Source organism: Rhodococcus sp. T9N, assembly GCF_024436645.1.
In the GTDB taxonomy this organism is placed as follows: domain Bacteria; phylum Actinomycetota; class Actinomycetes; order Mycobacteriales; family Mycobacteriaceae; genus Rhodococcus_F; species Rhodococcus_F qingshengii.
The window spans coordinates 77490-99174 of record NZ_JAMSKS010000008.1 but is presented as its reverse complement, the minus strand read 5'-3'; the positions used below and the strand labels follow the sequence as shown (position 1 = coordinate 99174).

At 62.0% G+C, this 21685-nt stretch carries 5 protein-coding genes; 3 read left to right on the top strand and 2 right to left on the bottom strand.

From position 1 onward, the window contains the following. The first annotated feature begins 34 nt into the window (after nt 1–34). Nucleotides 35–1291 (top strand): hypothetical protein, encoded by a 1257-nt coding sequence (locus M1L53_RS15380; RefSeq protein ID WP_042925087.1) that lies wholly within the window; start codon nt 35–37, stop codon nt 1289–1291. A 61-nt stretch (nt 1292–1352) separates the two neighbouring features. Next, entirely contained in the window at nt 1353–1856 is a 504-nt protein-coding gene (locus tag M1L53_RS15375) for a GbsR/MarR family transcriptional regulator (protein WP_003942377.1), read from the top strand. Between the two features lie 36 nt (nt 1857–1892). On the opposite strand, the gene M1L53_RS15370 is transcribed toward M1L53_RS15375, so the two are convergent. Beyond that, complete coding sequence (locus tag M1L53_RS15370; protein ID WP_054187177.1) at nt 1893–2924, bottom strand: iron-siderophore ABC transporter substrate-binding protein; 1032 nt, start codon at nt 2922–2924, stop codon at nt 1893–1895. Nucleotides 2925–3106: 182 nt separating this feature from the next. Then, the gene (locus tag M1L53_RS15365; RefSeq protein ID WP_054187178.1) at nt 3107–4966 is read right to left on the bottom strand and encodes a DUF4012 domain-containing protein; all 1860 of its coding nucleotides are present in this window, start codon (nt 4964–4966) and stop codon (nt 3107–3109) included. Nucleotides 4967–5158: 192 nt separating this feature from the next. Between M1L53_RS15365 and M1L53_RS15360 the strand changes: the two genes are divergently transcribed. Continuing rightward, nucleotides 5159–21340 (top strand): non-ribosomal peptide synthetase, encoded by a 16182-nt coding sequence (locus tag M1L53_RS15360; RefSeq protein ID WP_054187179.1) that lies wholly within the window; start codon nt 5159–5161, stop codon nt 21338–21340. Nucleotides 21341–21685: the final 345 nt, after the last annotated feature.

The window sequence follows — 21685 nt, the reverse complement described above, 5'->3', positions numbered from 1 at the left end:
CGACGTAGTTGTTGTGGTAGGCAATGATCGAGAAATGTCTGGGCGCACCGCACACGAGTCGAACCGTCGCCGCGAGCAATGGACCTGGCGTGACGGGCTGGTGATCGTCTCGATCGTCGCCTTGGGAACTGTTGTCGCGGCGGTGACGAACGAAGACACGGGCGCGTCGATTCCCGGCTGCGATTCGGTGGCATCGCCGGGTCCGCCGGTGCGTATCAACTACGGTTTTGCCGGTGAGCCCGGCTATGACGACCCGGACTATCCATGGTTCTCGGGACCGAAGGCCACCGCCATGAGCGACGCACTACTCGAATCGCTGCCTTCCGATGTCGACGTTGCATTTGCGAGTCCATCGAAATCGCTCGAGTTTGCGCCGATCCAGAATTACCGGGGTGCCTCGTTTCCTGACGGGGTCGACCCGATCGAGTTCAGCGGTTCTACGTCGGCGAAGGGAACCTTGACTCGCGTCGGGCGGACTGCGGATATCTCGGTTCAGGTGCGTGCATGGGATCAGCCGGTGCCGCCGTGCTTGGAGGGTCTGGTGGATCGGCGGGAGCATCTCGAAAACGGAACAGTGCTCGACATCGCCGATTTCGAGGACAGAGCCGATTTCGAAGACACAGACGGTTCGGAAGTCGGGGGCGAGCGCGGAGTCGTCGCGTATCTCGGTGATGGATCCCGGGTTGTTGCCAGCGTCGACACGTCGACCGGAACTTCGTCGGATGCTTCCCCGCTCTTGACGATGGACGAACTGATCGCGTTAGCGACCGCGCCGGGGCTTGCGGTGACTGCGCCGGTTCCAGACTCGACGCCGCCGCCGATGGCATCCTGCTACACCGATTCTGTGAATGCCGGTCCACCTGCGTCGCGCATGGATATCGACCGACTGAATCAGTTGCTCGATGCACGTTGGAAGGATCTCGGCGCGGCAGGCGTCACTTTGGAGCGCCCGCTCGGTTCGTTGGTTCCAGATGATTACGGACAGGGAGGAGTGTGCGAGCGGATCGTCGCCTCGACAGCGGACGGCAGCAGCGATGTCGAAATATCAGTTGGTACCGCTGTGCCGGAACCGGGTGAGACACTGACGTTGCCAGGCTCCACCACCGTGACTCGCCTGGTCGATCCCGATGGCTCGGGCGATGACACGGTCCGGGTTGTTCACCCCTCCGGCGAAACAGTAGTGGTGACCCAGTTCGTGACATCGGCTGGCTCCACATCGGCGTCGCCTTTGACAATCGAACAGCTCGAGTTCATCGCAACCACTCCAGGGCTGGTGATTTCGGCTCGGTGACGGTGGTGCTGGCACAATAGTGGCGAATTGTTCGTACCCAGAGACGTCGGAGGCTCAACGAATGGGCGATGCCAGCCCTGCTCGCGGTGACGATTTCTCCACCTGGTTCATCGACCAGTTCTCCGTGTACTGGCAGTCCGGCGGTGGGGCCCGCATCGAAGGACGTATTGCGGGCTATCTGTTGATCAGCGAGTCGCCAGGGGTCAGCGCCGAAGAGTTGGCGCAGGCACTCGGAGCAAGTCGCGGATCGGTGTCCACCTACATTCGTCGGTTGATCGACCGGGGGTTCGTCAAGCTCACGCGCAAGCCTCGGGATCGGACTCACTACTACGTCATGGATTCCGACGTGTGGGGCGGATTCCTCGAAACAGAGCACGTATATCTCGAGAATCAACGCAAGCTTGCGACCGAGGCCCTGCAGTACGCAAACCCCAACGGTCCCGCGTACATTCGTGTGCTCAACATGCGCGATTACATGGGGTGGATCATCGACAATCGCATGCTGAGCAGTGAGTGGATGCGATTCAAAGCTGAACGCGACGGCAAGAAGCCCGCGTCCGAATAGGACGCGGGCTTCTCGATCGCACGATGCTGATCTACATCACTTGTTCAGCTTCGCGATTGCCTCGTCGATAATCGGCACGTAGCGCTCGAGCGACCAGGGCACGGTCAGAGGGTTGATCATCGAGGAACCGGTGACGAAGGGCTGTTCGGTCGGAGCGATGACAGTTCCCCGAGCCACAGCGGGGATTGCCTGGTAAGCGGGCTGCGCTTCGATCTCGGCCCGGTTGGCCGGGTCCGAGTAGAAGGTGAAGAGCAGGTCGGACTTGTCGAGGAGGTTTGCGTTCTCGAGGCCGATGACGGCGGAGTCTGTTCCTTCAGATTCCGTCAAGGTGTAGACGACGGGATCCACCTGCAGGCCAAGTGCGCGGACCATGGCCACACGCTGCTCTTCGGCGAAAAAGACGCCGAGGGTTCCTGGGCCCGTGTTGTAGATGAAGGAGAAGCTGACGTCGGCGTAGTTCGGATGTGCTGCAGTCGATTCCGCGAACTGCGACTTGATCTTGTCGATTTCGGCTGTCGCCTTCTCGGATTCGCCCATGGCTTTGCCGATGACGTTGATCTGGTCTTCCCACGTGATGGTCCAGGGGCTCTCGGCGTAGGCGACGGTCGGCGCGAACGCGTTGAGTGAGTCGAACTGCTGCTGTGTGATGCCGGACCACGGGGCGAGGATCAGGTCGGGTTCGAGAGCGATGATCGCCTCGATGTTGAGATCGGTTCCGCCGGTGAACTGCTCTGGCAGTTCGCCACCTTGCTTCGTGACCGCTTCGTGGACCCACGGCAGATACCCGGTGTCGTCGCTGCCCCATGCGTACTTTTCGACGCCGACGGGGATCGTGCCGAGCGCGATTACGGTCTCCGCCGACCCCATGCCGAGAGTCACGATTCGCTCGGGCTTTTCGGTGATGACGGCGTTTCCGAGCGCACTTTCGATGGTGACGGTTTCGAAGTCGCTGCTGCTCGATTCGGTTGCGGTGTCGTTGTTACTGCATCCGCCGATTACCAGGGCGGCAATGACCAATCCACTCAGCGCCACAGTTCGGCGAAGTGAGCGCACACGGGCGTATCGCATGGGGAACCTTCCGTTGTCGATGCGCCGAGGAGTGAGACTCCGACGGATCGCAGCCGACGGCCGGTTCCAGGCGCGTCAGGAAGCATAGGCTAGCCTTCGCCAAAGTTTCAAATCTGCTGAAAGTTCACGAGTCCGACAAACGGCGACATGCCAGGGGCCTCGTCGACGTTTGCCGGACAAGCTCAGCAGCTAGGAACGTCGACGGTAATCTTCGGGTCGTCGACAAGCGGCTGGACCGGTACGCGAGCTTCGCCCTCGGCTGTGGGCTCGGTCAGATCGAACTTCAGCTCAACCGTCTGGCCTCGCGGAATGACGGCCCTGGTCATGTAGGCCGGGTGACCCTGTTCGGTTCCGTTGACGGCAAACGAAATCTGTCCACCCACGGAGACGGCATCGAGTTTGGCGCCGGCTGTCGCAAGCAGAGTGACTGCAGCCACATTGGTGCCATTGGGCAGTCGTCCGGGGTTGTCGACGATCCCGCTGACATATTCGGTCAGGTCGGCGTCGGGCGCGTTGTTGGTCAGTCGAACGGTGACCGTTGTCTTTCGGGTGTCGCCGGTGCACGTCTGGGCTGTGTAGTCGATTTCTCGTGTGAGGTAGTAGTCGAGCTTGTTGCCGGCTTGGTTGTTGATCACCACACCGGCGTACGGAGCGGCATCATCGGGAATGGTGTGCCCGAGGACGGTGTCGGCAAGAACCGATTGTTCGTCGGGGTGAGAGCTCCACACTGCGATTCTGCCCTCGCTGACACCTCTGCCCAGAGCCTCCAGTAATGCGCTCGGCGACTTGATGTTCCCGGTCATCTTCGCCACGACACGGGCCGCGATTGTCTGCAGATACTGCTTTCGTGCCTTGTTGTCGGAGGGAAAGCGTGCGTACGCGGTCGACTCGGTCAACTCAACGACGTTGTCGGCCGTTACCGACTCTCCGTCCGGCATCTCTACTGGTCCCACCGCCGCGAGGAGGTAACTCAGTGCTATCGGATCGGTCGCTATCGCGCCGTCGACCAGCTCACCCCCGGACTCCTGTGACCACAGGGACTGCCAGATCTGCGCTGCGTACGGAAAGTGCGAGCTGAGGTTGCTGTTGCGAAAATCGGTGGTCGGTCGACTGTTTCCGTACAGCTGGTTGAAGTCAGGACCAAGGTCTATCGGTTGATTGTCCAGTGTTAGTTCGGAGTTGGGGGAGAGTGTGTCCACCCGAGCGGCGCCGTTGTCGACTCGGACGATGCCGTATCCACCCAACAGGCCGCCGGTTCCTCGCGCTTCCGCATTGGTCTGGAAACCGATGAAGTAGTTGCGCGGTCCGTCGGTGCCGAGCATCGCCGGTGCGATGCGCGCCGCGGTGGCGGTGTTCGTCAGGAGGGTAGCCAGTTCGCTTGTCTGCGACTGTAATTCTGCTCTGGCATCGTTAACTCGGCCCAGGTACTTCGATTCGGGAACTTCCTGTGCCTGCGACGACAGCAATTCCGCGGCGATAGCTGTTTCGGCCAGTTTCGGTTCCGCTTCGCGTAACGGTGCGAGTGCCAAGCGCCCACCGGGCTGCACCAATTCCGTTGGTGCGAGTGAAGTTCCGGTAGTCACGGCAGGGCCGAGAACGTCACGCGTAAGCCCCTGAACGACCTCGGTCATCTGGCGCGTCGACTCGAACGGCGACCCGATGACGGGAATTGCGGCGGTGATGTTCCAGGGGAGTGAATGGGTGTTGTCGTATGCGGCCGATGCTTCGCGATCGGCTTCCGCCGCGGCAGACTCTGCGACTCCCGTATCTCCGGCCAGGAGAGCGCTCTTCGCCGACTGTGCGTGGTCGCGAGCCGCCTCCAGGTTGTCTTTCGCCTCGTATGCCGTGTACCCGAGCCATGCCACGAAACCGCCCACTACCAGCGTCGTTGCGGTGATCGCGACTGCCGTTCTACGGCTTCGGAGAAAAGCGGCCGCCCCCTTGGTTTCGCGCTCCGGGCCCCTCGGTGGGATGGTGTTGGAGCCGATCGGTTCAGCCCCGGAATCGTCGTCGGACTTTGGTCCCACCGTGTCGTTGTTCATCCGCTGAAGCTCCTGACGTTTGAGTGCGTGAAAGCTGCGTCGACATGTCTAGCAGTGTTGGCCCAGTGGTGAAAACTTAGACGAGACAGTAGGGTTCGGTTCGGCCGTTCGTGGTGTTCGCTCCCATGGATTCACGTGATCAGCCACCGAACGTTCGTGAAAAACAAGGCTGGTGAAATGTGAGGTGACGGGTTGAGTGCTTTTCCGTTGTCTCGGGCTCAGCTCGCGCTGTGGTTCGCGCAGCAATTGAGTCCGTCAACTCCGTTCGCGGTGGCTCAGTACGTGGAACTACGCGGACCGGTTGACGTCGACGCGCTGATCGAGGCAACGAATACGGCATGTCATGAATTGGAGTCGCCGTTCGTTCGCCTCGTCGCTACCGATGCCGAGCCGGCACAGGTCGTCGATCATTCGATCGTCGACGATCTCGCATACCTCGACTTACGCAGCGACCGCGACCCGGTTCAGCGCGCGAACGAGTGGATGACAGCGGAATACTCACGGCCACTTGACGTGATGTCTGACCGCCTGATCTCGGCGACCTTGCTTCACCTGGCAGATGAGCACTACTACTGGTACTCGCACGCCCATCACCTCGTGCTCGACGGACATGCGGCGATGACACTCACCGCTCGGGTGGCCGAGCGCTATTCGCATCTGGTTCATGGCAAGACGCTGACTCCTTTCGGTGGTTTCGGGGTACGTGCACTGCATGACCTCGACGTCGACTACCGATCCTCGTCGCGGTATCGATCGGACGAGCAGTACTGGACGGAGATGTCCGAAGGCCTGCCCCGCCCGGTTCGCCTCGCCGACGGCGCCGGGCTGACGTCCATGCCGCAGCGCATGATGGTTCGGACACTGAATCCAACTCTTGCAAAACAGCTTTCGGATGTCGCGACCGAGTGGACTACGTCCGAGGTGGCGGTCCTCGTCGGTGCATTCGCGTCCTATCTCGGTCGCATGACTGATTCCGATGACGTAGTCCTCAGCTTGCCGGTGTCCGGCCGCACCACGGCGACGTCGAGACGTTCAGGTGGGATGCTGTCCAACATCGTGCCTGTTCGTGCGCAACTCGAACGGGATCTGTCGCCACGAGAACTGGTGCGTCAGATCTCGGTTCAGATGACCGGTGCACTACGCCACCAGCGATTCCGCTACGAGGACATGGGCTTCCAGGAGGGGCAGGGCGGATCCCGTGAGGCGGCGGGCCCGGCCGTGAACGTCATGATGTTTCACGAAGCGATTCGGCTCGGTGACGTCGTCGGCGAATTTCACGTCCTCACATCCGGACCCACCGAGGACCTGTTCTTCAGCATCTATCCGTCGATCGCGGGGGAGAACGTTCGCCTGTCCTTCGAAGCCAATCCGCACCTCTACAGCGAACGTGACCTGGCGATGCATCATCGTCAGTTCGTTCGGCTACTCGAGGGGTTCCTCGACTCGGCTACCCATGCGCTCGGTGACCTCCGCATCCTCTCGACGGACGAAGTGAAGGATCTGGTCCCCGCGCTGGGTCCGCGGACGGACGGATTCGCGACGCTCGATTCGGTCATCAGAGGCGGCGCAGGGCAGGGGAGTGCTGTCGCGATCCGCGAGCAAGGTGTGGACGTCACTTACGACCAGCTCGGCGCTCGCGCGGATGCACTCTGCGCCTTGCTCGTGGAGAACGGAGTCGGACGAGGCGACGTCGTCGGGATCCTCACCGAGCGCTCGACCGATTCCGTAGTTGCATTCCACGCGGTAGTGCGGGCTGGTGCTGTCCTTCTTTACGTGGATCCTCAAACACCCTCCGAGCGTGTCGCTTTCATTCTCGACGACGCCGACGTGTCGGTTGTGGTCGGTGGCGAACTCGTGGACGTGCCGGCTTGGGTGTGCGTCGTTGATCCCAGTGGCGACGAGACCGTCGAAGGGCCGGTGGATCGACGCGTGGGGGTGGGTTCATCTATCGCCGATCTGTCTCTCGACGACACCGCCTACGTGGTCTACACCTCTGGTTCTACCGGGCGACCGAAGGGTGTCGCGGTCACGCACCGAGGCATTGTGCCGTTGCTGCGTTCTCACGCACGGCGTCTGAACATCGATAGTTCCTCCCGCGTCGCGCTCCTTGCAAACACATCGTTCGACGTGGCGATCCTCGAGATTCTGCTTGCACACGGCTGCGGCGCGACCGCAGTGATCGTTCCTCCCGGATTGATCGGCGGAGTGGACCTCGAAGACTATTTGCGGCTCGAAGGTGTCACGCACCTGAACTCGACGCCATCGGTTCCGTTGACGATGGATCCTCGGGCTTTGCCGGAACTTAGAGTCCTGAACGTCGGCGGCGAGCGACCGCCGGGAGCGCTAGTGGATGCGTGGTCGAGTCACGTCGACATCGTGAATTCGTACGGGCCCAGTGAAGCAACCGTCGCGGCATTCATGAGCGAGCCGCTCGCGCCTGGTGGTGATACTCCGATCGGGCGCCCGATCGACGGCGTTTCCGCTGTGGTGTTGGATTCGTCGTTGCTGCCCACTCCGGTCGGCGCCGCGGGGGAGCTGTACGTGATGGGACACGGACTGGCGCGAGGGTACCTTTCTCCGACGCTCACCGCGGAGCGTTTTGTCGCTGCGCCCTTTGGTGCCACTGGTGCCGGCGAGCGCATGTACCGCACCGGGGATGTCGTGCGATGGAACGATGCCGGTCAACTCGAGTTCTTGGGTCGCTCTGATCAACAAGTCAAGATCCGTGGAGTACGCGTCGAACTGGGTGAGATCGAGGCTGTGCTCCTGTCGACTCCCGGCGTTGCGCAAGCAGCGGTGGTCGAGCGATCCGGGTCGCTTGCGGCGTATGTGACCGTGGCCGAAGGTGCAGCTCATCCGTTGAGCCAGACGATGGTGCTCGATCATCTGGCTTCCCGACTTCCTCGTTCCATGCTGCCGAGTTCGGTGACTATTTTGGCAGCATTGCCCGTCACGAGCCATGGAAAGACTGACCGTTCAGCGCTCCCCGAACCGGCGTCGTCCGCGCCGGCCGAGCAGCGCGCGGCGGTCAACCGTCCGATCGAGTACGACGAGGAATTGATTGCCTCGGTGATGGCCGAGGTCCTCGGCGTCGGAGTTCTCGGACCGCACTCCGACTTGTTCGCCTGGGGCGGTAGTTCACTCGACGCCGTGTATGTCGCCGCGCGAGTGAGTTCCGCTCTCGGAAGACGGGTTGGTGTCAGGGACGTGTTCGGTGCCCCGACGCCGGCGCGCCTGGCCCGGGTGATCCGTGCGGGGCGGGCGGAGTGGATGGTGGAACCCCAACGCATTTCGGACGACCTCGTCGTGGAAATCGCACCGGCGCAACAACGCCTGTGGTTACTCAACCGTCTGGATCCCCAGTCGTCGGCGTACAACATTGCGTTCGAGGTCGCGTTCAGTGGTGCTCTGGATATCGAGGCGATGAGGGCGGCGGTAGGTGACCTGACCGATCGCCATCTCGTCTTGCGTACTGTTTTCTCGTTCGACCAGAATCACGATGCGTGGCCGATCCAGGTTGCGACCGCGACTCCGGTGACTCTGATCGAGGTTGCGTCCGAGGATTACGAGGCTGCGTCAGCGGATTTGGTTGCGGCGGGTTTCGACCTGGCGACCGATGCGCCTCTTCGCTTGATCCTCGCCTCCGGCAGCGACGCCGACCACCGCATGACCGTGGTTGCCCATCACGTCGCCCTGGACGGCCTTTCGTTCGCGACGATCGTCTCGGACCTCGTCGCGGCGTATGACGCTCGCGCCGACGGACGGTCGCCGATCTGGCCTTCGCCCGCTCTCGAATACCGCGACTATTCCGCTTGGCACAGAACCATTCTCGGTGATCCCGCGGATCCACAGAGCTTGGCAGGACGCCAGCTGGAATTCTGGTCCGACACACTCGCCGGTGTTGATCCGACTCTGGCGCTTCCCGTGGACAGATCCCGCCGGCCGGACCAACCGTCGTCGGCGCGGGACGTGGCGTTCGAGTTGCCCTCACCTATCCATGCGGCGCTGAACGAGATCGCTCGCGCGCACGACTGCACAACCTTCATGGTGTTGCACGCCTGCCTTGCGATCGCACTGAGCAAGATCACCGGTGCGTCCGATGTGGTCATCGGGACCCCGACCTCCGGACGAACGCATCCTTCGTTCGACGGTGTCGTCGGTATGTTCGTCGGGACCGTCGCGCTGCGAACGCTCCTTCGCGGCGGAGACACGTTCGGTGAGTTCTTGACTCAGGTGCGCGAGGTTGATGTGGCGGCCCTGTCCAATGCCGACGTTCCGTTCGACTGGGTGGTCGACCGTGCGGTCGGTGGGGCCGTGGGCGAGAAGAATTCTTTCCTCCGAGTTGTTCTCGCTGTCGATCCGGTAGCGCCCGACTCCGAGATCGCGATGGGAACTCTGACGGCGCACGGCACTCCGCTACCCCCCGTGCACCCTCGCTTCGACCTCGAAGTGACTGTGCGCGAGGATCGTACGATTGACGGAGACGCGAGCGGTATTCGCGGTACATTCCGATATGCCGACGATTTGTTCGATGCAGGCACCGTGCAGAGCTGGGTCGAGCGGCTTCGTCGAGTGTGTGGCTCGATTACCGAGAACTCGTCAATCATGTTGCGTGACATCGATGTTCTCAGTGTTGCGGAACGCGAAGAATTGTCGGCTCGGGTGCCGGCGCCGTCGATTGTCGCGCAGTCGCTGCCTGACCTCTTCGGGGCCGTCGCAGCCCGGCATCCGAATGCAATCGCGGTGTCGAGTGGCGATACTCGTTTCACCTATGAAGAGGTGCGAGTTCGTTCGGAGGGCCTTGCCGCTGTCTTGATCGATCGAGGAATTCGAGTCGGTGATCGCGTGGCGGTCGCCCTGCCTCGATCGGTCGACCTCGTCGTAGCCATCATCGCTGTCGTTCGCGCGGGCGCGACGTACGTACCGATCGACTTGCAGTATCCCGACGCTCGTATCCACTACGTACTTGCCGATGCAGGCCCGAAAGCGATTCTGTCGACGGACGAATCTGCTGGGCGGTTCGTTGGGTACGAGCAACTTGTCATCTTCGTGGACGAGACGACTGACGCTACGGCCGACTGGCCCGTTGCACAGTCGGAGTCCGCCGCCTACGTGATCTACACTTCCGGATCAACTGGAGCTCCCAAAGGCGTAGTGGTGTCTCAGGACAACGTGTTGGCGCTGCTCGCCTCGACCCGAGAGATCTTCGACTTCAACGCCGAAGATGTGTGGACGATGTTTCATTCGTACGCATTCGACTTCTCGGTCTGGGAGATGTGGGGTTCGTTGACCACTGGCGGATCCCTCGTGATCGTGGACGGTGATGTCGCGCGCTCACCCGAAAGATTCGCGGATCTGATTGTGCGGGAACGAGTGACCGTTCTCAATCAGACCCCGGCCGCCTTCTATGCGTTGGCGGAAGTCACGCAGGAAATGCTGCTTCCGCTCCGGACGATTGTTTTCGGCGGTGATCGCCTCGACGCCGGGCGCGTGGAGGCTTGGTTCGATCGGCACCCGGACGTGCGGGGCGTCAACATGTTCGGAATCACCGAAACCACAGTCCATGTCACCAGTTTCGACCTTGTCCCCGGTGACGAGACTGTCTCGCCGATCGGGTCCCCACTACCAGGGTTGCGCAGCTACGTACTGGACGCGTCGTTGAAGCCCGTCCCTCCGGGATCTGTCGGCGAACTGTATGTTGCGGGTCCGCAGGTGGCCGAAGGCTACTTGGGTCGACCCGCGATGACGTCTTCGCGATTCGTGCCTGAACCCGGATTCGATGGATCACGGATGTACCGCAGCGGCGATCTGGTCCGTTGGCGAGCCGGCCGACTCGAATATGTTCGCCGCGCCGACGGTCAGATGGCACTGCGCGGTTACCGCATCGAACCGGGCGAGGTCGAATCCGCGCTGTTGGCTCACACGTCGGTGGAGCAGGCCGCGGTAGTGGTGAGAGAACTCGACAGCGGGCCGACTTTGGTCGGTTACATCACCCCGGGGAGCGGACACGACCTCGACGGCGTCTTGCGGACTGCTCGTTCGTTGCTGCCCGCGCACATGGTTCCGTCGGCTTTGATGGCGCTCGCGTCATTACCGGTCACGATCAACGGCAAAATCGACCGAGCATCGTTGCCGACCCCGGTGTCTCTCACGCAGCCGACTCGGCAGTCGCGAGACTTCTTCGAGCAGACAGTCGCAGCTATTCTGAGCGATTTGATGGAAGTTCCGCATGTCGATCCGGTCCGGAACCTCTTCGATCAAGGCGCCAATTCCTTGATCGCCACTCGTCTTTCGTCGCGTCTGAACTCCGCCCTGGGCTGCAACCTCGACGTCCGCGATGTGTTCGAGCACCCATCCGTCGATCAGCTCGCAGACATCGCTGCTGCGCGGATAGGTGTAGGGCGAACCGGCGCGGAGCACGCGTCTGACGTGTCCTTGGGGCCTCGTTCGGACAACACGGAAGTGCACCTGTCAGCTTCCCAGCATCGAATGTGGATTCTGAATCAGTTGGATACAGACTCCGCCGGATACAACATCCCGATCGTGCTGCGCTTGGCAGGCGAGCTGGACGTGGTTGCGGCCGAACTGGCAATTCGTGACGTGATCAATCGCCATCGCACCCTGCGGACCGTGTACCCGGTTGTCGGCGGCGGCCCGGTTCAGACGGTGCTCGACGCCGAGGATGCGCTTCCGGCCTTTCAGCTCGAGGCACTCGACGGCGGCGACGCCGAGAATTGTGTAGCAGAACTGGTGGGTTCGGGCTTCAATGTCACCGTTGATCCGCCCGTACGTGCGGCACTTCTCCAGGTTTCACCTGTCGAGCACATCCTGGCTGTCGTCGTCCATCACATTGCCGCCGACGCTCGATCACTCGAATTGTTGGTCCGCGACTTCACTGCGGCGTACATCGCCCGCTCGGCGCAGCACGCTCCGCAGTGGTCGCCGCTCGCGCTCGAATACTCCGATTACAGTGCATGGCAAAGGGAATCGGGGATTCCCGAGACGGTACGCAGCTACTGGATGCAGGCTCTCGAAGGACTTCCCGAGCAGGTGACGCTTCCCCTCGATCGTCCACGTTCGACGTTCGCCCGTGCGTCGAGCTGTCGGGTGGAGATCTCAGGTTCGGTACGAACGGGCCTTCAGACACTCGCACGATCGAACAACGCGACCATGTTCATGGTTGTACACGCCGCTCTCGCGGCGCTGTTGGCGAGGTACAACGGTAGCAATGACGTAGCTGTCGGCACTGTTGTGTCCGGACGCGTCACACCTGAACTCGACGAGCTGGTCGGCATGTTTGCCGGCACGATTGTTCTTCGAACCGAAGTCGATCCGTCGAACTCGTTCGGCCGGTTGGTCGAGCAGGTTCGTCAGCGTGACGTAGCGGCGTTCGCGCACGCAGAGATGCCCTTCGAATCGCTGGTCGATCTGATCGACCCACCGCGATCGCGTTCGCGACATCCGTTGTTCCAGGTGGCGCTCTCGTTCCGAACTGCTGAGACCGCCGCGTGGTCGATACCAGGGCTGGACATCACACAGATTGCTCCTGAAGTCAGGCACGCAAATTTCGATCTGCAGGTCAACGTCACGGACGAGGGGGTCGGGGGCGAACTCGGTCTCGAATTCGTCTACAACGCTGATCTATTCGATGATCTGACGGTATCGAGCTTTGCGGGCCGGTTCGAGCGCTTCCTGAATCAAGTGTCTGTCGACCCGAATGTCGCCGTAGGGCAAATCGACCTGTTGGACAGTGCGGAACGAGCTCTTCTCGTCCCCGTACATGGCGCGGTCGACCGGCCTGATCGATCTCGACTTTCCGGTACGACACTTGCCTCCATGCTGCGCTTCGGCGTCGAATCCGCCCCGGACGCTGTGGCGGTCGAGGGTGAGGGCAATACACTGACTTACCGGGAACTCGATGCCCAGTCGGATGTCGCAGCCGACGAGTTGCGCTCCCGGGGAGTTGGAGTCGACCAGGTCGCTGCTTGGACTGCAGATCGGTCGATTGCGTCGATCGTGCAACTGTGGGCAATCGCGAAGGTCGGTGCAGCTCCGGCATTGACGGACCCGGAACAGCCGCAGGCGCGAGTACGCGATGTCCTCGAAACACTGGGCACCGGAGCGATCGGCGGCCGCAACGCTGGTGGTGAGAAAGTCACCGACTCGGTGCGCGAATATTCCGAGAACCTGGCGGCCTACGTAGTTTTCACGTCAGGAACGACCGGAACCCCCAAGGCTGTGGTCGTGACCAACGGCGGGCTCGGTGTGATCGCCGAAGACCTGCCCGGTCGATTCTCGGCTGGGCCAGGTTCTCGCGTATTCCATCGCGGAGCGCCAGGATTCGACATGACGTTGCTCGAGGTGCTCATCGCGAGTGCGTCCGGGGCCACGCTCGTTCTGGCGAAGAACGAAGAACTGTTCGGCTCGGGACTCGCATCAGCACTGAGGCGCGAGCGAATTACTCATCTGTGCGCCACACCTACTGTCGTCGCCTCGATCGGCGATCCTTCGCTGCCGGACCTTTCCACGGTGATGTTCGGGGGCGAGCGACTCGGCGGCGCGTTGGCGAAGCGCTGGCAAGCCGGACGCCGAGTCATCAACGGATACGGACCTGCCGAGTCGACGATGTATTCGCTTGCTACCGAACCACTGTCGATCGAACAACTGTCGGGTGACACTCACGACGGATCGATCGGGTATCCACTGGCCGGGGTCGACGCCGTCGTGCTCGATGATCGACTCGAACCGGTGCCGCCGGGAGTCGCCGGCGAACTGTATCTCTCAGGTCGAATGCTCGCTCGCGGTTACGCCGGCCAACCGGCCCGAACTGCGGAACGATTCGTGGCAACCGGTTCAGGCGCCCGGATGTACCGGACGGGCGATCTGGTGATGTGGAAGCCGGAAAGCCCCAAATCCGAGGGAAATACGTATCGCCTGCATTATCTCGGGCGAACCGACGTGCAGGTGAAGGTCAACGGTGTCCGGATCGAACCGGGTGAGATCGAGGCAGTCATTCAGTCTGTCGCGAACGTCGACTTCTGTGTCGTCGGGGTTCGGTCGGCCGAAGGTGGAAGTCCTCTGTTGGTCGCCTACGTGAGAAGTTCAGGTGCCGAAAGAGTTGACACTGGTCAACTTCGCGCTGCCGCCGCAGAAGTCCTTCCGACGTACATGGTTCCGCATGCCATCGTCGACATCGAGGGCGAGCTTCCGATGCGGAACGGCAAGGTCGACTTCGCCCGTCTCCCGTCTCCGACACTGGATGCTTCCCGTGCAGAGGGGCCGGCCACCGCCACCGAACGTGTTGTAGCCGGAGCTTTTGGTTCCGTCCTCGGTGGGAATGAGGACGACCGCGACGCAGACTTCTTCTCGCTCGGGGGCAACTCGCTGTCGGCCGCGGAGGTTACCTCGCTCTTGAGTAGTACTCTGGGGCTGGTTGTTCCGCTCAGGACCGTATTCGAGCATCCAACAGTTGCGGCGTTGGCAGCCCGGCTCGATTCGCTCGAGCAGAACGACTCGGTGACCGATCTTGTCCGACTGGAACCGCGCCGCGACCCCACGCCCGCACCCCTGTCACGAAACCAGCGTGCGATGTGGGTACTGAATCAGCGGAACACGGCGAGCGGCGCGTACAACCTGCCGATCTGCATCGAGATCGACGGTGAACTCGACGCGGCGGCGCTGCGTCAGGCAGCAACGGATCTTGTCGGTCGTCATGATGTCCTCAGAACCCGGTATCCGGGCACTCCACCGGTTCAGGTCGTGGATCCTCCGACCTCCGTGACAATGGAAACGCGGCTGGTCGCCGACATCGAGGTCGAGGTGCTGCTGCGAGAGTTCGGCTCGCGTGGTTTCGATGTAGCGGCAGACCTGCCGGTGCGCTGGATGCTGCTCCAGGTGTCACCGGTCAGGCACGTTCTGGCAGTGAGCTTTCATCACATCGCAGTCGACGGGGTGTCGATGCGAACGGTGGTCGGCGACCTGCTGACCGCGTACGGCAAGCGACGAGCTGGACTGGATTCGCAATGGTCTCCGTTGCCGATCCAGTACGGGGATTTTGCCGCGTGGGAGGCAGCACGTGACGTTTCCCCTGTCGTCGAGCAGTTCTGGCGCCGAACGCTGGACGGTGTGACATCTGTGTCTCCGCTGACGGTGGATCACTCCGATGGCGGGCCGGATACCTTAGCGCAGCGAGTGAACTTCGTGATACCAGCCGTCATCACCTCGGCACTGCAGGCGCGAGCCGACCGATTGAAGGTCTCGCTGTTCGCGGTGGTTCATGCGGCGTTGTCGGTGGTGCTTGCCAAGCTGAGTGGAAATCCCGATGTCGTGATCGCGACAGCTGTCGACGGACGGCGGGCGCCTCAGCTCGACGGCGTGGTCGGCATGTTCGTGGATACGGTGCCTCTTCGCCTTCGGATCGACGGGGACGTGCCGATCGATCTTCTGTTGGGTGCAGCTTTCGATGCTGATGTGGCAGCGTTCGAAAACAGCTCTGTTCCTGCCGAGTTGGTTGGTGAGCTGCTCGGTGGACGAACTCCCCAGATTGCGCTGGGTCTGCAGAACTTCGCGATCCCTGCCGTGGAGGTTTCCGGCCTCACGATCGAGGCTCGCGAAATCGAGACCGCGACAACGAAGTTCCCCATGCATGTCTCGCTCGCACCCGCTGACGACGGTTCATTGACCGGAGCGCTCATCTATGCCGCGAGCGCATTCGATCCTTCGACCGCCGACGCGGTTACCCGACAGCTGTCGAGAGTGCTCACCTCGATTGCCGAGGATGTACCAGTACTCGTTTCGGATCTCGTGGTGGGCGCGGCGCCCAGTTGGACTGCTGCCGAGGTCGATTCGTCCCGCACACTGACCGAGATCTTCGCCGCCACCGCGGCGCGATTCCCGAACAACATTGCTCTCGACGACGGACACCGCACGGTGACGTATGCCGAACTCGACTCTGCCTCGGATGCCCAAGCCTGGGAACTGGTGGCTCGGGGAGCAGGACCGGGTGCCGTGTACGAGATTCCGGCGGTGCGGACTATCGCGTACCTGGTCCGAATGTTGGCGATCTCGAAAACGGGAGCGGCATTCGTGCCGATCGACCCCGACCTGCCACCGGCACGTCTGAAGCAGCTGCGCACAGTCCTCTCCGATCGCAGCCCTGTTCCCGGTCGGCAGTATCCGGATTCAGTCGCGTACGTTGTTCACACGTCCGGGTCGACCGGTGAACCGAAAGGCGTTGCAGTCACCCACCGAGGACTGGGCCTGCTGACCGACGATGCTGTCCGCAAGTACGGCGTGACTTCGGAATCGGTTGTGCTGCACGGTTACAAACCGACGTTCGATGCAGCAATCCTCGAGATGATGTTGGCGATCGGCGCCGGGGCTACCTTGGCGGTCGCTCCTCGGGAGGCTTTCGGCGGAAGGGCACTCGAAGAATTCGTCGCAGAACGCGGCGTCACTCACATGTTGTCCACTCCAGCCGTACTCGACACGATGGCTCCAGAGCGGTTCGATTCGCTCGAGGTGGTGGCAGTCGGTGGCGATGTGCTCTCACCTTCCACCGCGCGTGCGTGGAGTCGCCGCGCGCGAATGCTCAATGCGTACGGACCTACGGAATGCACGGTGGTCACCACTGTCGCCGAGGTGGATCATCGGGTCACCATCGGAGTCCCGCTCGCCGGAATCGGTGCAGAGGTGCTCGATACGCGACTGCGTCCGGTGCCGTGGGCCGGGATCGGTGAGTTGTACGTCAGCGGGCCCGGGCTTGCGATGGGCTATGCCGGAGATCCTGCCGGCACCGCCACGTCGTTCATCGCAGCACCCGGTGGGCACCGCCGTTATCGGACCGGTGATCTGGTTCATCGCCGCACGGATGACAGGCTCGGATTCGTCGGACGCTCCGACCGTCAGATGAGCGTGCGAGGAATCCGCGTCGAGCCCGCCGAAATCGAATCAGCTCTGCGTCGGTGCACGGGCGTCGAGGCTGCGGCGGTTGTCCTCGTCGACGACATCGCCGTTGCGTGCGCGGTCGGCGATGGTGTGGAGGCGGATCAGCTGACAATCGAGTTGGCCGCGATGTTGCCTGCGTATCTGATGCCCGGCCGCGTGGTCGTATTGGAGTCGATCCCGCTCACGACGAACGGAAAACTGGACGCAGATGCGTTGCGGCGCCATGTGTTCGAGAGCCAGGCGCCCGATGCAGCAGTGACGGTTTCGGAGGAACTCGTCACCGCTGTCATGTCGGAACACGTGTCCGGAAGTTTCGGCGCTCTGCACAACCTGTTCGAATCAGGTGGTGATTCGTTGGCCGCGGCAGCGGTGGCAGGTCGACTCGCCTCGATCTTCGCGCGAGATGTGCCTGTTCGCGCCGTCTTCGACAATCCGTCGCCGCGAGCGATGTCTCAGTGGCTGTCGGCGAGCGCGTCCGATGGCACACGCCGCGAACTGACTCGACGTGATCCCGGCAAGCCGGCCCCGCTGGCGCCCTCGCAACAACGACTCTGGCTGATCAATCAGCTTCAGCCGGAATCGACTGCGTACAACCTGACGTTTGCAGCGGTCCTGGCAGACGACGTCGATCGTTCGGTCTTGAGCAGCGCGCTCGGCGACGTCGTCGATCACCATGCCGTATTGCGAACTGTCTGTGTTCCGGGTGAATTCGGTCCGCAACAACTTGAAATGGACTCTGTTGCATTCGATCTCACTGCGGTACACGTCGGCGATATCCGTGCGAGCGCTTCGGCATTCGCGACTGTGCCGTTCGATCTCGAACGAGATGTTCCGTTCCGTGTGCGTGTGTTCGCCGAAAAGGCAGGAGTCGACTCTGCAGGACTGACGGTCCTGGTCATCGTTGTTCACCACATCGCGATCGACGGAGCGTCGATGGGCCCGATCCTGACCGATTTCGTGGCAGCCTTCGAGGCCAGGTCGGCAGGTCTTCCCTGGGATCGCTCGTCGGGGGAGATCAGCTACGGCGACTACAGTTTCTGGGCGAGAGAGAGCTTGGGTGACCCCGAGGATTCTCTCAGCATGGCTCACCGGCAACTCGACTATTGGTCGGACGCACTTTGTGGCGTCGAGGATGTGTTGGCTCTACCCGTCGACAACCCCCGGAGTCCCGTGTCTTCACGATCCGAGGAGATGGTGACGGAAGTCCTCGACGGCGCCACCTACGACGCGTTGTCGGCGTTGGCTCGTTCGCATGGCGTCACGGTATTCATGGTCGTCCACAGCGTGATTGCCGTGCTGCTCGCTCGCGAGTGCGTCACGGACGACGTCGTGGTGGGAGCAGCTGTGAGCCTGCGGAACGATCCGGCGCTGCTGAGCGTCGCCGGAATGATGGTGGGTACTGTTGCATTGCGCACGAGGATCAACTCCACCGATCGCTTCGCTGCTGTTCTGGACGAGGTTCGCCGTGTCGATCTGGAAGCAATGGCGAACGCGGACGTCTCGTTCGACGACGTCGTTGCGAAGGTCGATCCGCCGCGCAGGATGAACGAGCATCCGCTGTTCACGGTCATGCTGGCGTACCGGCGAGCGCTGGAGTTGCCGCAGATCGACGGCATTACCGTCTTCGACATCGACAACGCAGGGGCGTCGACCGGTTACGACTTGACGTGGGACCTGGTCGACACCGGTGACAGTCTGACTATTCGATTGCTGTATGCGACGGAGAAGTTCCGCGAGTCGACCGCGGAACTGTTCATGCAGCGGGTGAGACGTATCGCCGAATCAGTGACCGCGGAACCCGCGATTGTGATCGGGGAGATCGAACTGCTGTCCGGACTCGAACGCTCGGCGCTGACTGCTGCGAATCCTCGCCACGTCGAACCTCTGACGATTGCCGACATTTTCGAACGCGCTCTGCGTCAGGCGCCCGACGGCGTCGCGCTGGAAGAGAACGGCAGACGCTGGACTTACCGCGACCTGCACGAGGAGTCGTCGCACTGGACACGCGAGTTGGTGGTCCGAGGAATCGGACGCGACGACGTGGTGGCCGTTGCGCTCGGGCGCGGGCATCTGTGGATCGTTGCGTTGTGGGCAGTAGCGCGTGCAGGCGCAGCGTGGCTGTCGCTCGATCCGGCGCTGCCGACAGCGCGCCGGCAGACGATGGTCGAGGAATGCGGTTCGGTTGTCGGTTTGACAGCGGGAGGTGCATCCGAGAGTTTGCCCGAGTGCGTCGAGTGGGTGGCGATGGACGAATCCCGCACTGCTGGTGGCGCTGCCGAGGTATCGGCAACGCCGGCTCACCCCGACAACCTCGCCTACGTCATCTACACGTCGGGTTCCACGGGAAGACCCAAGGGCGTGGAGGTTTCACACCGCGGAATCATGAACGTCTGCACCGCACACGCCGAGATCGCCGAGCTCGAGCGTGGCCCCCGAGTCCTGCAATTGGCGTCGTCGACCTTCGACGCGTCGGTGATCGAGATCCTTCTCGCGGCTGCAGGGTGTGGAACGCTGATTCTGACTCCCGACTTCGTCTACGGGGGAGAAGAACTCACGAATCTGCTGATAGCCGCCGACGTAACACATCTGATCGTGACGCCGACGGTCCTGGCGACAGTCGATCCGGATGCAGTGCAACCGTTGATCGTCGAATCGATGGGGGAGCCGCTCTCTGCGCGCCTTGCGTCGGCGTGGTCACCCCGACATCGCATCGTCAACGGATACGGACCGACCGAATCAACGATCGCGGCATCGATTTCCGCACGGATCACTGACGCAGACGTCACTGTCGGCACTCCAGTCCCTGGTACGACAGCATTTGTTCTCGATCAGAGGCTCCGACCGGTTCCGGATGGCGTTGCGGGAGAACTGTTCCTCGCCGGTGAGAATGTGGCACGGGGGTACGTCGCTTCCCCGGCTCTGACGTCCGAGCGCTTTGTTGCCAATCCTCATGCGGTGGGGACTCGGATGTATCGCACGGGTGACCTCGTGCGTCGTAGGCGTCACGACCGAGCGCTCGAGTACCTGGGTCGCAACGACGCGCAGGTGAAGGTGCGGGGTGTCCGCGTGGAACCGGCGGAGGTCGACGCGGCTCTGTCAAGCCATGGAGCAGTGGCCTTCTCGGTAACCGTTGTCTGTGACGACGGGCACGGATCCGCTGAGCTCCGTTCGTATGTGACGTTGGCGGAAAACGGTTCGGCGACGGAATCGGAGCTTCGCGGGTTCGTCTCCGGCCTGCTGCCGAAGCACCTGCTGCCTTCGTCGGTGACGATAGTGGGCGAGGTACCGTTGCTCGCTTCGGGGAAGATAGACGCAGCGGCACTTCCTGCTCCTTCACCGCAGCCAGGGTCGAGTGTGGATCGACCCATCTCGGATACCGAACGTCACGTGGCACAGGCATTCGAGGGCGTGACCGGCGCGAAATCGGTCGGCCGCTACGACGACTTCTTCGAGCTCGGCGGGACATCGATGGGTGCAGTTCGAGTGGCTACGCGCTTGCGTGAGAGCCTGAACAGGGAATTCCCGGTTCAATGGATTTTCACCGACCGAACTGTGGCGGAGCTTGCCTCTCGGATGGATCTCGTTCATGCCGATGTCTTCGAGGGTGATTCGCTTCGTTCGGATCCGCTGGACACGGTCGTCATGCTCGGAGGCGACCCCGATGACCAACGGCCGCCGTTGTTCTGTGTGCATCCGGTCAGCGGAATTGCCTGGTGCTACGCCGGACTCGTCGGTCAGCTGCGGGGTCGACGGGTGTACGGCATCCAGGCAACGGGAGCAGGTGAATTGCCAGGCACGGTGGCGGAGTTGGCGTCGGGGTACGTCGATGCCGTACGGACGGTGCAGCCGTCGGGTGAATACCATCTACTCGGTTGGTCTGCCGGCGGAACGATCGCGCTCGAGATGGCGAGCCAGCTCGAAGAGGCCGGCGATCTGGTCGGTTCGGTTGTCATGCTCGACGCGCTGTTACCGGAGATGATGCCATCGGTACAAGCGGCTCCGAAACCTTCCGAACTGTTCGCGCAGATCGGGCTATCCGAGGTTGAAACTGAAACTGCAGCACTGACTTTCACAGACGTTGCGGCAGAGATCCGAAGGCAGACCGGTATGGATTTCCTTTCCGACACGGTACTCGAATCAGTAGTGGGTCGGGTGGAAAAACTGTCGCGAATCGTTCGGGACCACACGCCGAGGCACTATTTCGGGTCAGTGGAACTGTTTGTGGCGCAGCATGATCTGCCTGAACATCGTCACCTGGTCGAAAGGTGGTCCGAACTGGTGGGGCCGTTGCGGGCGTACCTGGTCGACTGCTCCCACTCGGAAATGTCGAGCACTGAGGTGTTGGCGGAGGTCGCCCAAGTTCTCGTCGGCTATCTCGAAGGTGTCGATTCGGATTCGAAGGATCGCAATCATACTGGGGTGCAGTAGATCTAACGGGCCGGGACTTTGGTCCGGAATTGTCACTCCCGTGGTCCCCTTGCTTCAGTTCCGCAAGTGGAATCGGTAGCATTTCCCTTGTGGCAGTAAGCCATTCAGAAACTATCTCCGGAGGATCGTATGTTGGGTTCCCTTTTTTCCATCAGCTCTGAAATCGGTGTTCCGTCCGTCGACGCGCTCTTCGAGGCTGCTCGGACCATCATCGGCGCGCTCTTCGGCCTGAGCTGACACGTCGCAGCGACCTTCCCCCGCGGTGAAGAAAGTCCCTGTTCTCCGACAAGGAGGACAGGGACTTTCGTGCAGCCTGCAGGTGCGTTTGCGTGGCGGTGAGTGGGT

Excerpts from the sequence above, each read along its gene's own strand:
- M1L53_RS15380 (WP_042925087.1), top strand. The coding sequence starts at position 35 with ATGTCTGGGCGCACCGCACACGAGTCGAACCGTCGCCGCGAGCAATGG.
- M1L53_RS15375 (WP_003942377.1), top strand. The coding sequence starts at position 1,353 with ATGGGCGATGCCAGCCCTGCTCGCGGTGACGATTTCTCCACCTGGTTC.
- M1L53_RS15370 (WP_054187177.1), bottom strand. The coding sequence starts at position 2,924 with ATGCGATACGCCCGTGTGCGCTCACTTCGCCGAACTGTGGCGCTGAGT.
- M1L53_RS15365 (WP_054187178.1), bottom strand. The coding sequence starts at position 4,966 with ATGAACAACGACACGGTGGGACCAAAGTCCGACGACGATTCCGGGGCT.